This window comes from Nocardia sp. NPDC049220 (assembly GCF_040647855.1).
GTDB lineage: Bacteria > Actinomycetota > Actinomycetes > Mycobacteriales > Mycobacteriaceae > Nocardia.
The window spans coordinates 784,748-799,918 of record NZ_JBEZDA010000001.1; the positions used below are offsets into that span (position 1 = coordinate 784,748).

Here is a 15,171-nt window from a genome sequence, read left to right on the forward strand (position 1 = left end):
CCAATGTGCTCGACCCGTACCGGCAAGGGCAGATTCGGGACGACCAAGGACAAGCTGGACAGCGTTGGCCGTGGTTGCGGTTCGTATTTATTCGGCTGACGTGGTGACCAACTCAGGTGTGAGTAAGCCGTTGGAGGTCGATCTCGACGGGCTCCGAGCCCACGGAGCAACTGTCGAGAAGATCGGCGAGCAAGCTCGGCAGATGGTGGAGGGACTGCGACGCAGTCTTGCCCTGGAAGGCCGACCTTGGGGTGACAACGAGTCCGGCAAGGCCTTCGAGAAGTACTACCTGCCCGACGCGGAGAAGGGATTGGCCGGCCTCGGTGCTCTCGCGCAGGCGCTGAGCTCGTTCGGTAGCCAACTGACCGCCGCCGCAAACAGTTTCGAGGCGCAGGACCGTCACGGCGCCGTGCAACTGCACAATACCGGCGGAAGGCCGGCCGAACCTGGAGCAGATGACGCCAGCCCCCCGGGCCACACGCTGCCCGGCGCTGTCGGGGGCGAACCGCGATGGGCGCCATCGTCGTCCACCGCGGACAAGGCATGGGATCCGGCACCGCCGACCGGTAGTGACGAGTCGGCCGTGCCCGATGCCGCGGACCGTTCCGCTTCCCCATCACCTGGCGATACGGGATCCGGTACACCGCAACCGACCGACGGTTCGACCGAGCAACCCGGCGCGATGCCGGGGGCTCCGTATCCCCGACCCGATCGCGATACTCGGCCAGGAGCACCGCCCGCCGTGAACTCCTCGGTCTCCGCCGACCGCAACCACTCCGCGGCGACGACTCCGCGACGTGGCGAGACAGCCGCGGTGCCACAGCCCGTCGGCAAGATCGCACCGCAAGGCGTCACCGCACCGAACGCTGGCAAGCCGCCGGGCACGCCATGGTCGAGAGCGGGCGCGCAGCCTCCTCGGCGGACAGCGGACGAAACCCCCCGACCGACGCCCAAACCGACACCGCGCCGACGGAAAGACCCCGATAAGAAGCCACGCCCCGCGCCGACCGCGGCACCCTGGCCGCACACCGATCCCGTTGCGGTCGAGCGCCTGGCCCGGTCGCTGGCGGCACGGCACGATATCGACGTGGTCGGATTCAACGACCCCCACCTCGACCACCTCACGGTCGCGGAGTTCGCCACGGCCCTCGATGACGTGCTCACCAGGTACCGGGTACCGGGCCTCCGCGTGGTCGAGATCTCACCACTCGCAGGCACTGTCGTGGCCACGCGGCGCGATGACGTCATCGAGATCGACGGGCGGATGGTGTCGCACTGGTCGGTCGTCCTCGACGCCGGGGTCGCGAAAGATCGGCGTCGACTGGCCGAGGTGTTGGCGGCTATCCGGTCACCGGAACCGGTCGTGGCCTGCTCCACCGAGCGTCCTGTCTACGCGGCGACTGTCCGGCAGCTCGGCCGCGTCCTCGACCTCGGCGCGGGTGGCGTCGCTCGGCGCCGCGCGCAGCGAGCACTGATCGCCGAGTACCTCGAACTCGTGGGTACCGGGCACTATTCCGACGACCTCGGCCGGGTGCTGCGCGGCTTCAAGCACTGGCGCAGCGCGCTCAGCGGCCGAAGTTTCGAGCACGGGCGGCTCGAACCCGGCGAAGCGCTGGCGGAGGCGTTCACCGATGTCGTGCTGAACGGTCGCTACGCCACCGCACCCGCGCGGACATTGCATCGGCATCTTGTCGAGAGCACGCAAGGAGATGTAATTCACCGCAGATGGGAATAGTGTCCTCGCGCGAAAGCTGACGTAGCCTCGATTCGTTCATCCTGCCGGAATGCATGTGGCTGGCGCGTCATTGGGGAGGCGCCAGCTCTGTGGTATGGCGGTTCGAACTCGAGCGGAAGTGGTGCGTCGATGACAACGGCGACGACGATGTACCCGTTCGATGTGCTGGCCGCAATTCCAGCTCCCGTCCAGTACGCGCTGTGGCAGGACCAGTATCCGTCAGAACAGCAAGTGTACGGCCCGCTCCGGATGGAGGGTTACTGGCGGGCTGCGGGCGACCGGTTTCTCCAGCACAGTCAGGCATTGCAGCCCACGGTTTCCGGCCTGCCCGAGGTGATCAATCGCGAAGAACCGGTCAGGGCCGCAGCAGAGTTCGAAAAGGCCCTCCAGCAGCACGCCGCAGTTTGCTACAACTTCGCTGACCAGTGCAGGGAGCAGCACGAGACGGCTCTGCGGACGGCAGTAGAACTAGCGCTGTTCGGGATCACCGCGGCCTGGCAGTTTTATGTCGCCTGGACGGGATCCTCGGGCCTGGGCGGCATCGCCGTTCTGGCCACATGGAGGCAGAAGTGTCTGGCCTATCTGGCCGCCTGGTCGGAGCGCGTAGCCGTGCGATCGGCGGCGAGAGCGGCCGAGCGGGTGAGCCTGCTGAACAATATCGTTGTGCGCGTGGCCCCATCGGCCGCGAGCATGATCGAGCGTGCGGCCCTGCCCGCCGCTTATGGGGTGGGTTCCGGTGCGCTGGACGCCGGGATCGATATCACCGCACAAACGATCGCCCTCGACGGTGTGCAGGACTGGGATTCGGTCGGTCTTTCATTCGCCACCGGTGCGGGCGCGACCTTCGCTGGCATAGCCGGCGCACGATGGGCCGAAAAGTATATGCCACACGCGCAGTCCAGCCGCGGGGGCCGAATGGCGGTTGCGGGCATCAGCGGGACGTTCGGCGTCGTGGGTGGTGTGCTCACCGCCCGCCTGTTGACCGGAGAGTTTCATCTGAGCCCGGCGGACCTACTCGGCGGTGCCGCCCTCGGCATGGTGGGTCAGCACGCGCACGCGAGGCCCGAGCCGACCACCCCTGGCGATGCCACCCGCTACCTGCACCAGCCTCCTGCTCGGGAGGTTATAGATGCGGTCGACCAGAAGACCCACAACACAGTGGAGGCAGCCGACGCGAAAGTCTCGGAGGGCGGGATGCGGCCCCCGGAGAAGGGCGCGGTTCCAGCTCGACCCGTGCCGGAGGCGCCGGAAACCACTGCTGCGGGTGGGGAGGGAATGCCTTCGGAGTGGTCGGGAATCGTCGCCGGGACAGGCCGGTTCCGCGAGTTTCAGCCTGACACGGCACAGCCGCACGCGCCCATAGCAGTCACCGGTGGGGTGGGGACGCATCCGGTGTTGCAGCAGGCACCAGGCATCGTCGAACACGTCAAACCCAAGGCCATACCTCTGGATGCCCCACCAGCCCCGATACTTTCCGGTGTGGGTGCAGATCCGGCCCGGGCACCGAGAATGTCTGCCCACGGCGACGGCAGCCCGGGCGAAAACCGGGGAGCCGATCCCATGCCGAGGCCATCGCCGCCACCCGCTTCGGGGTCGGTATACGCATCCGGTACCGTTCCGGGCCCCTACTCCGGATCCGGCGGTTCGGGACCGGTCATGAGCGGCCCGAGCGCAAAGAGCCCCGGCGGCAACGAGCCACCCTCGTCCCCTCCGCCTGCTGGCGGCCCGCCGCCACCACAACACGATCCGGGCATCGCGACTACGCGCGCCGATCCCTCCCCAACGACATCACGGGGAGACCCCCCCGATTCCCGAACGAACGCGGTATCGAAGGACATAACCGATGCCGCGACATCACCGGCTCGTCCGGACCCCGGTGACGCAGACACCGGGACGAACGTGCATGCACACCACAATGATGCCGACGCTGGCGCGCGTCACGACGCGATGTCAGTGACCCGGGACTTCGGTCCAGGCGATATCGTCCGAGCGCCCGCGGCTGGGCAGGCAGTCGCCGAATTGATGCATCGCTCGGGTTGGCGGGACACCGACCGAGTCCAGTCGGCGGCCCGGATGACCACCCAAGTGGTGACCTTCGGGCTTGCCCGTATGCAGACCAGAGTGACACTGGCAGCGACAGCGCTGCCGTGGAATGGGGCCGTTACGCTCCGGTTCACCTTTCCTGACCGTGCCCCACGGTTAGAACACCTCGCCACCCTACGGCCGCTGTTGGACAAGGCGACGGGCTCGAGCTGGAGAGTCGAACAGTTCTCCGACGGCAACAAGACAATCACCGCTATCCGAGCCGATCTCGTCGATGAACAGCGAACGGGTGGTCACGACCCAGCAACTGAACCGCACACGCCAGGTACGCAAGGCCCCGTCCAGCCACACATGAATGTGCACACCAGGCTATTCGACGGGGCACAGTTGCGCACCGCGCGCGAACGAATGAATCTGACGCAGCAACAGTTCGCGGAAGCGATACGCCAGGCGGGTCAGAAATTGGGGGAACCGAACAACTGCACCAACGGCGAGGTATCGAAGTGGGAGTCCGGCCGACACATGCCAGGGCCGCGTTACCAGCGGGCGTTGACGGAAGTGACCGGTGAGCATTTCGGGTCGTCGACAGAGCCGGCCATCATGGGAAGGTTGTCCGATGGAGAGCGATTGCGCGCTGCCCGCGAAGGGTTGAACCTGTCTCAGGATGAGTTCGCCGCCGAGATACGCCGGGCAGGAGAAGAATTGGGGCGACCAAACGACTGCAGCCGCCACGCGATACAGAACTGGGAGGATAATCGCACGTCGCCTGGGTGGCGTTACCGGTCGGCGTTGGAGTTGGTGACCGGTGAGCGGTTCGGGCCGTCGACCGAAACAGCGCAGACTACTGGAACAGATTTCGCGGTGCCGGATGATGTGAACACACAGTTATCCGATGGCGAACGGGTGCGCGCCGCGCGCGAGCGGATGGGCTTGTCGCAGAACGAGTTCGTGGACGAGATACGTCGAGCGGGAGAGGAATTGGGGGAACCGAACAACTGCACTCGCCCCCAGCTATCGAAGTGGGAGTCCGGCCAAAGTACGCCACGGCCGCACTACCTGCGTGCGTTGGAGGAAGTGACCGGTGAGCATTTCGGGTCGTCGACAGAGGCGGCCTTCACGAAGGGACTGTCCGATGGAGGGCGATTGCGCGCCGCGCGCGAACGAATGAACCTGACGCAGCCACAGTTCGCGGAAGAGATACGCCGGGCCGGGAAGGAGCTAGGGCAACCGAACTACTGCGGCTCGCGCGTAGTACAAGATTGGGAGCACAATCGCACGTGGCCTGGGCCGCGTTACCAGAGAGCGTTGGAGGCGGTGACCGGTGAGCGGTTCGGGTCCTCGACCGAAATTGCGCAGATGGCTGAAACGTCCTTCGGGGCGCGGGCGCGCGCCGCTCGCGAACGCCTGGGCATGTCGCAGGAGGAGTTCGCCGAGGCACTGCAGCAGGCAGGGCGAGAGCTGGATGAACCGAATGAATGTGGCAGGCAACTCGTGGGGGAATGGGAGACCGGGCGTGTGACGCCTGGGCCGCGTTACCGGCGTGCGTTGGAGGCGGTCACCGGCGAGGACTTCGGGCAGTCGACGGATACCGCACAGACAGCTGGAATATCCTTTGGGTCGCAGGTGCGCGCTGCGCGCATCCGGATGGGCTTGTCGCAGGAAGAGTTCGCTGCCGAGGTACGCCAGGCAGGAGAGAAATCCGGACAACCGAACAACTGTAGTGCGGACGCGGTACAGGACTGGGAATCGAACGGCAGAATGCCCAGGCGTCTTTACCGGCGTGCGTTGGAGGCGGTGACCGGTGAGGACTTCCGGTCGTGGACGAAAGAAACGCAGACGGCGACGGAAGAAGCGCTGACGGCTGGAGCATCTTTCGGGACGCGGGTGCGCGCCGCCCGCGAACGACTGGATCTGTCGCAGGAAGAGTTCGCTGCCGAGATACAGCGGGCAGGACAGGAGTCCGGACAGCCGAACAACTGCACCCCGATGATGGTGTCCAGGTGGGAGAGGGATCAGGTGATGCCGCAAGCCCGTTACCGGCGTGCGTTGGAAGCGGTGATCGGCGAGGACTTCAGGCCGCCGACCGAAGAAGCACCGGCAACTGGAACATCTTTCGGAGCGCGGTTGCACTTCGCGCGTGAGCGGATGGGTTTGTCCATGGAGGAGTTAGCCGTCAAGATACGCGAGAAAGGACTGGAATTGGGAGAACCGAACGGATGCACAAAACAACTCGTATCGAAGTGGGAGAAAGATCGCGTAACGCCGGGCCCGCGATACCAACGAGCCCTGACAGCAATAATGGGTGAGCCATTCTGAATCGCTGCTCTCTGGCCGGGTGCTGACCGGCCGCATCATCGGTATCTCTGTGCGTAGATCTGCGCACAGAACACGGCCAAACGGCCCGGTCGAGGTGAGATCCGATGGGACCTCCAGTTCGCTTCGGGCTGACTCTCCGGCCGGACGGAAAGCGGCGAACCTCGGTGGACCGCAACGCGAATCCTCATAATTCAGCGATCTGATCACGGGCTGTACCGGGTGTGTCGACGTCCATTCCGACAACAATCGCGACGACCGCCGAGCATCGAGTACCGGACCGACCGTGGCCCTGGTCGACAACCGAGACGACCGCCATGCCACCTGCTGATAACTGTTGTTGACCGCCCTGACCCGCTGCTGGTGCCCGCGCCGTGTTCACCGAGGCTGCGATTCTCCGGGAACTACGTGGACAAGACCGCCTCGGCCAGTGATGACGCCCGCTGGATGCACATCGGCGACAACGGCGCGATGGGCGACGAGGGTTACCTGGCGATTCCGGCGGGATCAAGGACGCAGTCATCCGCGGCGGCGATACCATCTGCCCGTACGCGATCGAGGAGTTCCGCTACGTCCACCCCGACATCCTGGACGACCAGGCGATCGGTGCGCCGGCCCTGAAACACGGTGCGGAGTTGATGGCCTGTCCAGGTGCGCGCGGGCGCGACCTGCCGGTGGACGCGGCGAAGTGGGTGCGTTCCACCGGCGAGTTGGCGCGCTTCGACATCCTCGCTACGTCCACGTGCTCGAGGAATTCCCGATGACCGTCGCCGCACGGACGAGATGCGGGAAATATCCAGGCAACTGCTCGGACCGGGCGACAGCTGATGTGGGCCGGTTCGCCCGGGCACGAGTCATGTGTCGGGCGGCGACGGTAGTGTCTCGGGACGTGACGACAGCGCCCGAGACCGCCAGTGCAGAGTCCGACCCGACCCAGTTCCCTCCCGCGACCCCTCGCTTCGACAGCGCGAGCAGCGTCGGTGTGAACCGTCGCATCGCCGAGGAACTGGCGGTGCGCGAGACCCAGGTGCGCGCCGCCGTCGAGCTGCTCGATGCGGGCTCGACCGTGCCGTTCATCGCGCGGTACCGCAAGGAGGTCACCGACGGTCTCGACGACGCGCAGCTACGCCTGCTCGATGAGCGCCTGCACTATCTGCGTGAACTCGACGAGCGCAGGGCCACGATCCTCGAGTCGATCCGCGGCCAGGGCAAACTGGACGACGCGCTGCACCAGCAGATCATGCTCGCCGAGACCAAGGCCCGGCTCGAGGACATCTACTTGCCGTACAAGCCGAAGCGGCGTACCAAAGCGCAGATCGCGCGCGAGGCGGGTCACGAGCCGGTCGCCGATGCTCTGATCGGTGACCCGGCCACCGATCCGGCGCAGTACACCGCCGAACAGCTCGACGGCGCGCGCGCGATCCTGGTCGAGCGATTCGCCGAGGACGCCGACCTGGTCGGCGAATTGCGCGAGTTGATGTGGCACCGCGGTCAGGTCAGCTCGACGGTGCGGGCGGGCAAGGAGGAGGCCGGCGCGAAGTTCGCGGATTACTTCGAGTTCAGCGAGCCGTTCACCAAGTTGCCATCGCACCGCATCCTCGCGCTGCTGCGCGGTGAGAAGGAGGAGGTGCTCTCCCTGCAACTCGCGCCGGACGTCGAGGAGCCGGAGCCGGGTGAGCGCACGATCTACGAGGGTCGTATCGCGGTTCGGTTCGACATCGCCGACCGGGGCCGTCCCGCCGACTCTTGGCTGCTGGACACGGTCCGCTGGGCGTGGCGCACGAAACTTCAAGTGAGCCTGGGCATCGACACTCGGATGCGGCTGCGCCAGACGGCGGAGAAGGACGCGGTCGACGTGTTCGCCGCAAATCTGCGCGATCTGCTGCTCGCGGCGCCCGCGGGTACTCGCACGACCATGGGCCTGGATCCCGGCTACCGCACGGGAGTGAAGGTCGCGGTGGTGGATGCCACCGGGAAGGCGGTCGCCACCGAGGTGATCTATCCGCACAAGCCGCAGGGGCAGACGGAGAAGTCGCTCGCGGTGCTCGGCGCGCTGGTCGCCAGGTTCGGCGTCGAACTCATCGCCATCGGCAACGGTACCGCTTCGCGGGAGACCGATGCTCTTGCCGTCGAGTTGATTGCGCGCATTCCGGAGAACAAGCCGACCAAGATCGTGGTGTCCGAGGCAGGCGCCTCGGTGTACTCCGCCTCGGCCTACGCCTCACAGGAACTGCCCGACATGGACGTGTCGCTGCGCGGCGCAGTGTCGATCGCACGGCGGCTGCAGGATCCGCTGGCAGAGCTGGTGAAGATCGAACCGAAGTCGATCGGCGTCGGCCAGTACCAGCACGACGTGTCCGAGACCCTGCTGGCCCGCTCGCTGGGCGCCGTGGTCGAGGACGCGGTGAACGCGGTCGGTGTCGACGTGAATACGGCGTCGGTGCCGCTACTGTCGCGAGTATCCGGCATCGCCGGATCGGTGGCGGAAAGCATTGTGGCGCATCGGGATCACAATGGCCCGTTCCGCAGCCGGACGGCTCTGCTGGACGTACCGCGGCTCGGTCCGAAGGCGTTCGAACAGTGTGCTGGCTTTCTGCGCATCCGCGGCGGTGACGACCCGCTCGACACGTCCGCCGTGCACCCCGAGGCGTACCCGGTGGTGCGGCGGATCCTGGAGTCGACCGGCCGCGGCGTCGCGGAACTCATCGGCAACACCACCGCACTGCGCTCGCTGCGTGCCGACGAATTCACTGACGATCGCTTCGGTGTGCCCACCGTCACCGACATCATCGCCGAACTGGAGAAGCCGGGCCGCGACCCGCGTCCGGAATTCAAAACCGCCGAGTTCGCCGCGGGTGTCGAGAAGGTCGCCGACCTCGAACCGGGCATGGTGCTCGAGGGTGTCGTCACGAACGTGGCCGCGTTCGGCGCGTTCGTCGACATCGGTGTCCACCAGGATGGCCTCGTGCACGTTTCGGCCATGTCGCACAACTTTGTCAAGGACCCCCGCGAGGTGGTCAAGTCCGGCGATGTGGTCAAGGTGAAGGTGCTCGAGGTCGATGTCGCGCGGCAGCGAATCGGCCTGTCGCTGCGCCTGGACGACGAACCCGGAGTATCGGGAAAGGGCGGCGACAACCGTCAGCGTGCTCAAGGTGGCCGATCCGGCGGCGGCGAACCGAGGCAGCGGCAGAATGGTGAGAACAAGCAGCAAAGCCAAGGTCGCACTCAGGGACAACGGCGCGACGGCAATCAGCGCCGCAGCGCGCCCGCGCCCAGTGGTGCGATGGCGGACGCGTTGCGCAAGGCAGGATTCGGCCGGTAGTCCGGTGAACGGGAGGGAGTAGGACGGTGCGACGGTGGATCCAGGAGGACGTGATCGCACAGGGGCGACTGCCCCTGCTGTGCTTCCTCCTCGGGTTCATCGTCGGCTTCCTGTTCATCCGCCTCAGCGTGCGGCTGATCCGCGCGCGGGTGCGTTGGTGGCCGGGCAACCTGCGGGCGGGCGACACCCATATCCACCACATGGTGTTCGGGGTGGTCTTGGTGCTGGCATCCGGTATCGGCATGGTCACCGTGCTCGAGAGTGCGAACGCGGCGACGGCCGGCGCCCTGGCCGCCGCCTTCGGTGTCGGTGCCGCACTGGTGCTCGACGAGTTCGCGCTGATCTTCTACTTGCGCGACGTGTACTGGGAGAAGCAGGGGCGCACCTCGGTGGACGCGGTATTCGTCGCGCTCGCGGTGACCGGATTGCTGCTGCTGGGTTTCCACCCGTTGTGGTTGCTGGATATCAATGATTTCCGGCGCGATACCAGCACCGAGGTCAGGTTCTTCGTCGTCGTGTTCGCGGTGGTCAACCTCGCGTTGGCCGCCATCGTCATCGCCAAGGGCAAAATCTGGACCGGTCTGTTCGGCATGTTTTTCCTGCCGCTGTTGTTCGTCGGCGCGCTGCGGCTGAGCCGCCCCGGCGCGCCGTGGGCGCGCTGGCGCTATGCCGACCGTAGACGCCTGAGGTACCGATCCATCGTCCGCGAACGTCGCTATCGCCGCCCGGTGATCCGCGCCAAGATCTTCGTGCAGGATCTGGTCGCGGGAAAACCGGACGTCGAACACGTGCGTACGGCTGCGGAAGCAGAGCTGACCCGCAGCGTGGTGCCCGCGCCACCGCCCCCGCACCGCCCTCATCTGTTCTGGCACGCCGACCACAGCACCTCGAATCCGTCGTCCGCGTCTTCTGAGCAGGACTCGGTGTCCGGTGAACCGCACAGCGAACCGGCTGAACGGCATCGCGAACCCGCCCCGTAGTGGGGGTATAACCGGGGTGTTTTCACGCGTAGGCCCGGACATCGTTCGACACCGCGGCCGCCGATCGATGGACGCGGCGACGACCGCGGTTGCCAAGTGAACGTGGTTGCCTGGTGAATATGCCGCCGGGATCCGGCGCATCACATTCGAAAGATCGGGCGGGCTGGTTGGCGATGGCGAGTTCGACATGATCACCGCGTCGATCGCGGCTGTTGGCGATCTGTGTCGGGCCGATTTTTTTCGTCGCCGATGGATCTGGCACAATGCTCAGGTTGCCCTGGGCGATCATCGACCCGGCGCACCCCCCTTAATCGGAGCATGAACCGGTCGAGCACTTCCAGTGCCGCCAGGGTCCTCTGTTCGCGCGAACCAGAAGGATGGAAATGAACACCCTTGACTTCGTCGACGAGAAGTCGCTGCGCAGCGACGTCCCCGACTTTCGGCCGGGCGACACGCTCAATGTGCACGTGAAAGTCATCGAGGGCTCGAAGGAGCGCATCCAGGTCTTCAAGGGCGTCGTGATCCGCCGCCAGGGCGGTGGCATCCGCGAGACCTTCACGGTCCGCAAGGTGTCGTTCGGTGTCGGCGTGGAGCGTACCTTCCCGGTGCACAGCCCGAACATCGACCACATCGATGTCGTGACCCGCGGTGACGTCCGCCGTGCCAAGCTGTACTACCTGCGTGAATTGCGCGGCAAGGCCGCCAAGATCAAGGAAAAGCGCTGAGTTAGCGTTTCCGGCACAACAGATCTCGTTGGCCCGGCATCGGACGTCAGTCCGGATGCCGGGCTAATCTGTTCCGCGTGGCAGACGAAAGTGGGTCGGTATCGGTGTCCGAATCGGGCGACGAGGGGTCTAGGGTTGGCCGCGGGAAACGGCGGACGAAGAAGAAACAACGGCCGTTCTGGCAAGAGTTGCCGATCCTCATCGTGATCGCCGCGGTGATCGCCGCGCTGATGGTCACGTTTGTCGGCAGACCGTACGTGATTCCGTCGGAGTCGATGGAAACCACCCTGCACGGGTGCGCGGGATGCACCGGTGACCGTATCTACGTAGAGAAGCTGAGCTACTACTGGGGTGAGCCCGAGCCGGGCGACGTGGTCGTGTTCGTCGGCCCGCCTTCGTGGAACACCCTCTACAAGTCGAACCGCTCGGACAACCCTGCCATCCGCGGCGTGCAGAACTTCTTCTCGTTCTTCGGCCTGGTGCCACCGGACGAGAACGACCTGGTCAAGCGCGTCGTCGCGGTCGGCGGCCAGACCGTCCAGTGCTGTGACCCGCAGGGGCGGGTCATGGTGGACGGCAAACCGTTGGACGAGCCATATGCCCGCTATCTGTATCCCTATGTGCCGGGCCAGCCCTACGGTCCCAGCGGCGGACGCGAATTCAAGCCGGTGAAGGTCCCCGAGGGACATTTGTGGGTGATGGGCGACAACCGCAACCAGTCCGCCGACTCCCGCGCCCACATCACCGACGAGTTGCAGGGCACCGTCCCGGTGGACAACATCCGCGGCAAGGCGGTATTCAAGATTTGGCCGCCCGCCCGGATCGGACCGGTGCGCACGCAGAATCCCCAGACGAATTGATCGGGCGGCACGCAGCATAATTGGATCGTGGGGCAGATTCGAGTGCCGATAACCAATGGGTGGCCGCCGCGCGTCGTCATGCGCAAGTCCGGTGGTCTGCGCACGCTCGAGGCGGCATTGATCCGCAGCGGTCTCGGGCCGGTCGCCGGGGTCGACGAAGCGGGCCGTGGTCCGTGCGCGGGGCCGCTGGTGGTGGCCGCCTGCCTGCTCGCTCCGAAGGCATACGACAAGCTGGCGGGTCTCGACGACTCCAAGAAGCTCACCGAGGCCACTCGTGAGGCGCTATACCCGGTTATCACGCGGTTGGCACTGGCCTACCAGGTCGTCGTCATACCGGCCTGGGAGATCGACTCGATCGGCATCCACGTCGCCAACATCGAGGGCATGCGCCGTGCCGTCGCTGGGCTCGGTAGACAGCCGGGGTATGTGCTCACCGACGGGTTCCGGGTGCCCGGCATCCCGGTGCCCTCGTTGCCGGTGATCGGCGGCGACGCGACCGCGTCCTGTATCGCGGCGGCCAGCATCCTGGCGAAGGTGACCAGGGACCGGATGATGGTCGAACTGGACGCGCGGGTGCCCGGCTACGGGTTCGCGGTGCACAAGGGCTATAACACGCCCGAACACACGGCCGCGCTCCGGCGCCTCGGTCCGTGCAGCGAGCATCGCCGGTCGTGGCGCAACGTCCGCGAGGTCGCGGGGTTGCGGCCGGTCGCGGCGGCTGCTGATGATGCCGACGCGATACTGTCAGGCAGCCTCGATGCGGCGTTGTCCGAGGACTCCCGGAGCGGGGGTACGGATAGTCGAGTGGCTACCGATGCCGCTCATGCGCGATGATGTCAGCACACGCAGTGCGGCGAGAAGGAGGACGTCCCACCCGATGAGTGCCGAGGACCTCGAGAAGTACGAAACCGAGATGGAACTGTCGCTGTATCGCGAGTACAAGGACATCGTCGGTCAGTTTTCGTACGTGGTGGAGACCGAGCGCCGTTTCTACCTGGCCAATTCCGTAGAGCTACGGCCGCAGAACGCGGACGGCGAGGTGTACTTCGAGGTGCGGATGAGCGATGCGTGGGTGTGGGACATGTATCGTCCGGCCCGCTTCGTCAAGCACGTCCGAGTCATCACCTTCAAAGACGTCAACATCGAGGAATTGGAGAAGCCGGACCTGCGGCTGCCGGAGTGAGCGGTAGTTCTGCACAGCCTGCCGGCTATCAACAGGTTTTGTGTTCTCCCACGTGGACTTCGCTGACTTGATTTCGTCCCGGCGCAGTCTGGCGGAGTGACGGATAGACAGGCGCTCGGCGCGCATGGGGAAGAACTGGCGGCGGAGTTTCTGTGCGCCGCGGGGATGGAGATCGTCGCCAGGAATTGGCGGTGCCGCTACGGCGAGCTCGATCTGATCGCACGCGATCGGGATGTGACCGCGTTCGTAGAGGTCAAGACCCGTTCGGGGCTCGGTTACGGGATTCCGGCCGAGTCGGTCACCTTCACCAAGCAACAGCGCATCCGAAGGCTCGCTCTGCTCTGGCTGGCCGAGCAGGACGGTCCTTGGCGGCGCATCCGATTCGACGTGGTGTCGGTGCTGGTGGCGCGCGGGCAGCAGCCCGTCATCGACCACCTCGAGGCGGTGTTCTGAATGGCGCTCGGTCGTGCGCATTCGGTCGCGGTGACCGGTGTCGACGGCGTACTGGTCGAGATCGAGGCCGATATCGGGCAGGGGCTGCCCTCCGTGCACTTGGTGGGATTGCCGGACACCGCCCTCCAGGAATCTCGCGACCGGGTCCGGTCCGCGGTGGCGAACTCGGGAGAGAAATGGCCCGATGGCCGGGTGATCCTCGCGCTGTCTCCCGCGACCTTGCCGAAGCTCGGAAGCGTGTACGACCTGGCCCTGGCGGTCGCCGTGCTCGACGCGTCCGGCGCCGTTCCCTCCGAGCGGTCTGCGACGACGGTGCTGCTCGGGGAACTCGCGCTGGATGGGCGAGTGCGGCGGGTCCGCGGGATCCTGCCCGCCGTGATCGCGGCGCGACGGGCCGGCTGGTCGGCTGTCGTGGTACCGGAGGCGGCCCTGGCCGAGGCCGGACTGGTCGACGGCATCGCGGTCCTGGGGGCGAGCAGTCTGCGCGCGGTGGTGGCCTGGCTGCGCGGCGAAGCGGCGCTCGCCGAACCGGACGGCCCCCCGCCCGACATCGTTCACCATGGCGGCGATCTCTGCGACGTGGTGGGACAGGACGAAGCGCGCTGGGCGCTGGAGGTAGCTGCGGCGGGCGGACACCACCTGCTGTTGACAGGTCCGCCCGGCATCGGGAAAACCATGCTGGCGCAACGTCTTCCCGGCCTGCTGCCGCCGCTCACGGAGCCCGAGGCGCTGGAGGTGACGGCCATCCATTCGATGGCGGGAATGCTTTCCGGCGAGCACCCGCTGATCACCGTGCCACCGTTCGTCGCCCCGCACCACTCGACGTCGGTGACCGCGATGATCGGCGGTGGATCGGGGACCGCACGCCCAGGTGCGGTGAGCCGGGCCCACCGGGGCGTGCTGTTCCTCGACGAATGTGCCGAGATCGGTACGAAAGTGTTGGAGGCGATGCGAACACCGTTGGAGGAAGGCGAGGTACGGATCGCCCGTCGTGATGGTGTGGCGCGGTATCCGGCGCGATTCCAGCTCGTCCTCGCCGCTAATCCATGCCCGTGTGCGCCGGCCCGCGACGTCGACTGCGTCTGTGCGCCGCTCGTTCGCCGCCGCTATCTCGGCAAACTGTCCGGTCCGCTGATGGATCGGATCGATATCCGGGTCCAGATGCACGGGCAGGTCGGTGCCGCGTTCAGCACTGACCTGGCCGAGAGCAGCAAGGTGGTGCGCGATCGCGTCGCAGTCGCCCGCCGCGCTGCGAGCGAGCGCTGGTACGAATACCAATGGGTCACCAATGCTGAAGTGCCCGGCCATATCCTGCGTCAGCAATTCCGGCTGCCGCGGGAATCGCTCGCTCCCGTCGAGGATGCCCTGCGGTCGGGTCGCATGTCCGCTCGCGGCGCCGATCGCGCGATCCGAGTCGCGTGGACCATCTGCGACTTGCGCGGCGGTGAGCTTCCCACAGTGCAGGATGTGCTGGCGGCGTTGAATTTCCGGCAGCGAGGGGTGCGGTGAGCGCAGTGTTGCCGCAGGGGAAAGACGGGTCGGGTGACACGGCGGCCG

Annotated in this window: 10 protein-coding genes; all 10 read left to right on the forward strand. The window is 66.3% G+C overall.

Annotated features, from left to right (window positions below; translation table 11 throughout):
* The first annotated feature begins 118 nt into the window (after positions 1-118).
* The 10 genes from AB0C34_RS03355 (at position 119) to AB0C34_RS03400 (ending at position 15,123) form a co-directional block, all read left to right on the forward strand.
* Positions 119-1,735 (forward strand): hypothetical protein, encoded by a 1,617-nt coding sequence (locus AB0C34_RS03355; RefSeq protein WP_357066982.1) that lies wholly within the window; start codon positions 119-121, stop codon positions 1,733-1,735.
* A 129-nt stretch (positions 1,736-1,864) separates the two neighbouring features.
* On the forward strand, positions 1,865-6,094 hold the full coding sequence (locus AB0C34_RS03360; RefSeq protein WP_357066984.1) for a helix-turn-helix domain-containing protein: 4,230 nt from the start codon (positions 1,865-1,867) through the stop codon (positions 6,092-6,094).
* An 886-nt stretch (positions 6,095-6,980) separates the two neighbouring features.
* Positions 6,981-9,413: a Tex family protein gene (locus tag AB0C34_RS03365; protein WP_357066986.1), complete on the forward strand. Its 2,433-nt coding sequence runs from the start codon at positions 6,981-6,983 to the stop codon at positions 9,411-9,413.
* A gap of 26 nt (positions 9,414-9,439) precedes the next feature.
* Positions 9,440-10,393: a hypothetical protein gene (locus AB0C34_RS03370; protein WP_357066988.1), complete on the forward strand. Its 954-nt coding sequence runs from the start codon at positions 9,440-9,442 to the stop codon at positions 10,391-10,393.
* Between the two features lie 383 nt (positions 10,394-10,776).
* On the forward strand, positions 10,777-11,118 hold the full coding sequence (rplS, locus tag AB0C34_RS03375) for a 50S ribosomal protein L19 (RefSeq protein ID WP_067514127.1): 342 nt from the start codon (positions 10,777-10,779) through the stop codon (positions 11,116-11,118).
* A gap of 77 nt (positions 11,119-11,195) precedes the next feature.
* Entirely contained in the window at positions 11,196-11,978 is a 783-nt protein-coding gene (gene lepB, locus AB0C34_RS03380; RefSeq protein ID WP_357066990.1) for a signal peptidase I, read from the forward strand.
* A gap of 48 nt (positions 11,979-12,026) precedes the next feature.
* The gene (locus tag AB0C34_RS03385) at positions 12,027-12,812 is read left to right on the forward strand and encodes a ribonuclease HII (protein ID WP_357068441.1); all 786 of its coding nucleotides are present in this window, start codon (positions 12,027-12,029) and stop codon (positions 12,810-12,812) included.
* A gap of 43 nt (positions 12,813-12,855) precedes the next feature.
* Positions 12,856-13,161 carry a DUF2469 domain-containing protein gene (locus AB0C34_RS03390; RefSeq protein ID WP_011210678.1) on the forward strand — a complete coding sequence of 102 codons (306 nt, stop codon included), beginning with the start codon at positions 12,856-12,858 and terminating at the stop codon, positions 13,159-13,161.
* A gap of 96 nt (positions 13,162-13,257) precedes the next feature.
* Positions 13,258-13,614, forward strand: coding sequence for a YraN family protein (locus AB0C34_RS03395; RefSeq protein ID WP_357066992.1), 357 nt, complete (start codon positions 13,258-13,260; stop codon positions 13,612-13,614).
* Positions 13,615-15,123 (forward strand): YifB family Mg chelatase-like AAA ATPase, encoded by a 1,509-nt coding sequence (locus tag AB0C34_RS03400; RefSeq protein WP_357066994.1) that lies wholly within the window; start codon positions 13,615-13,617, stop codon positions 15,121-15,123.
* Positions 15,124-15,171 lie beyond the last annotated feature (48 nt).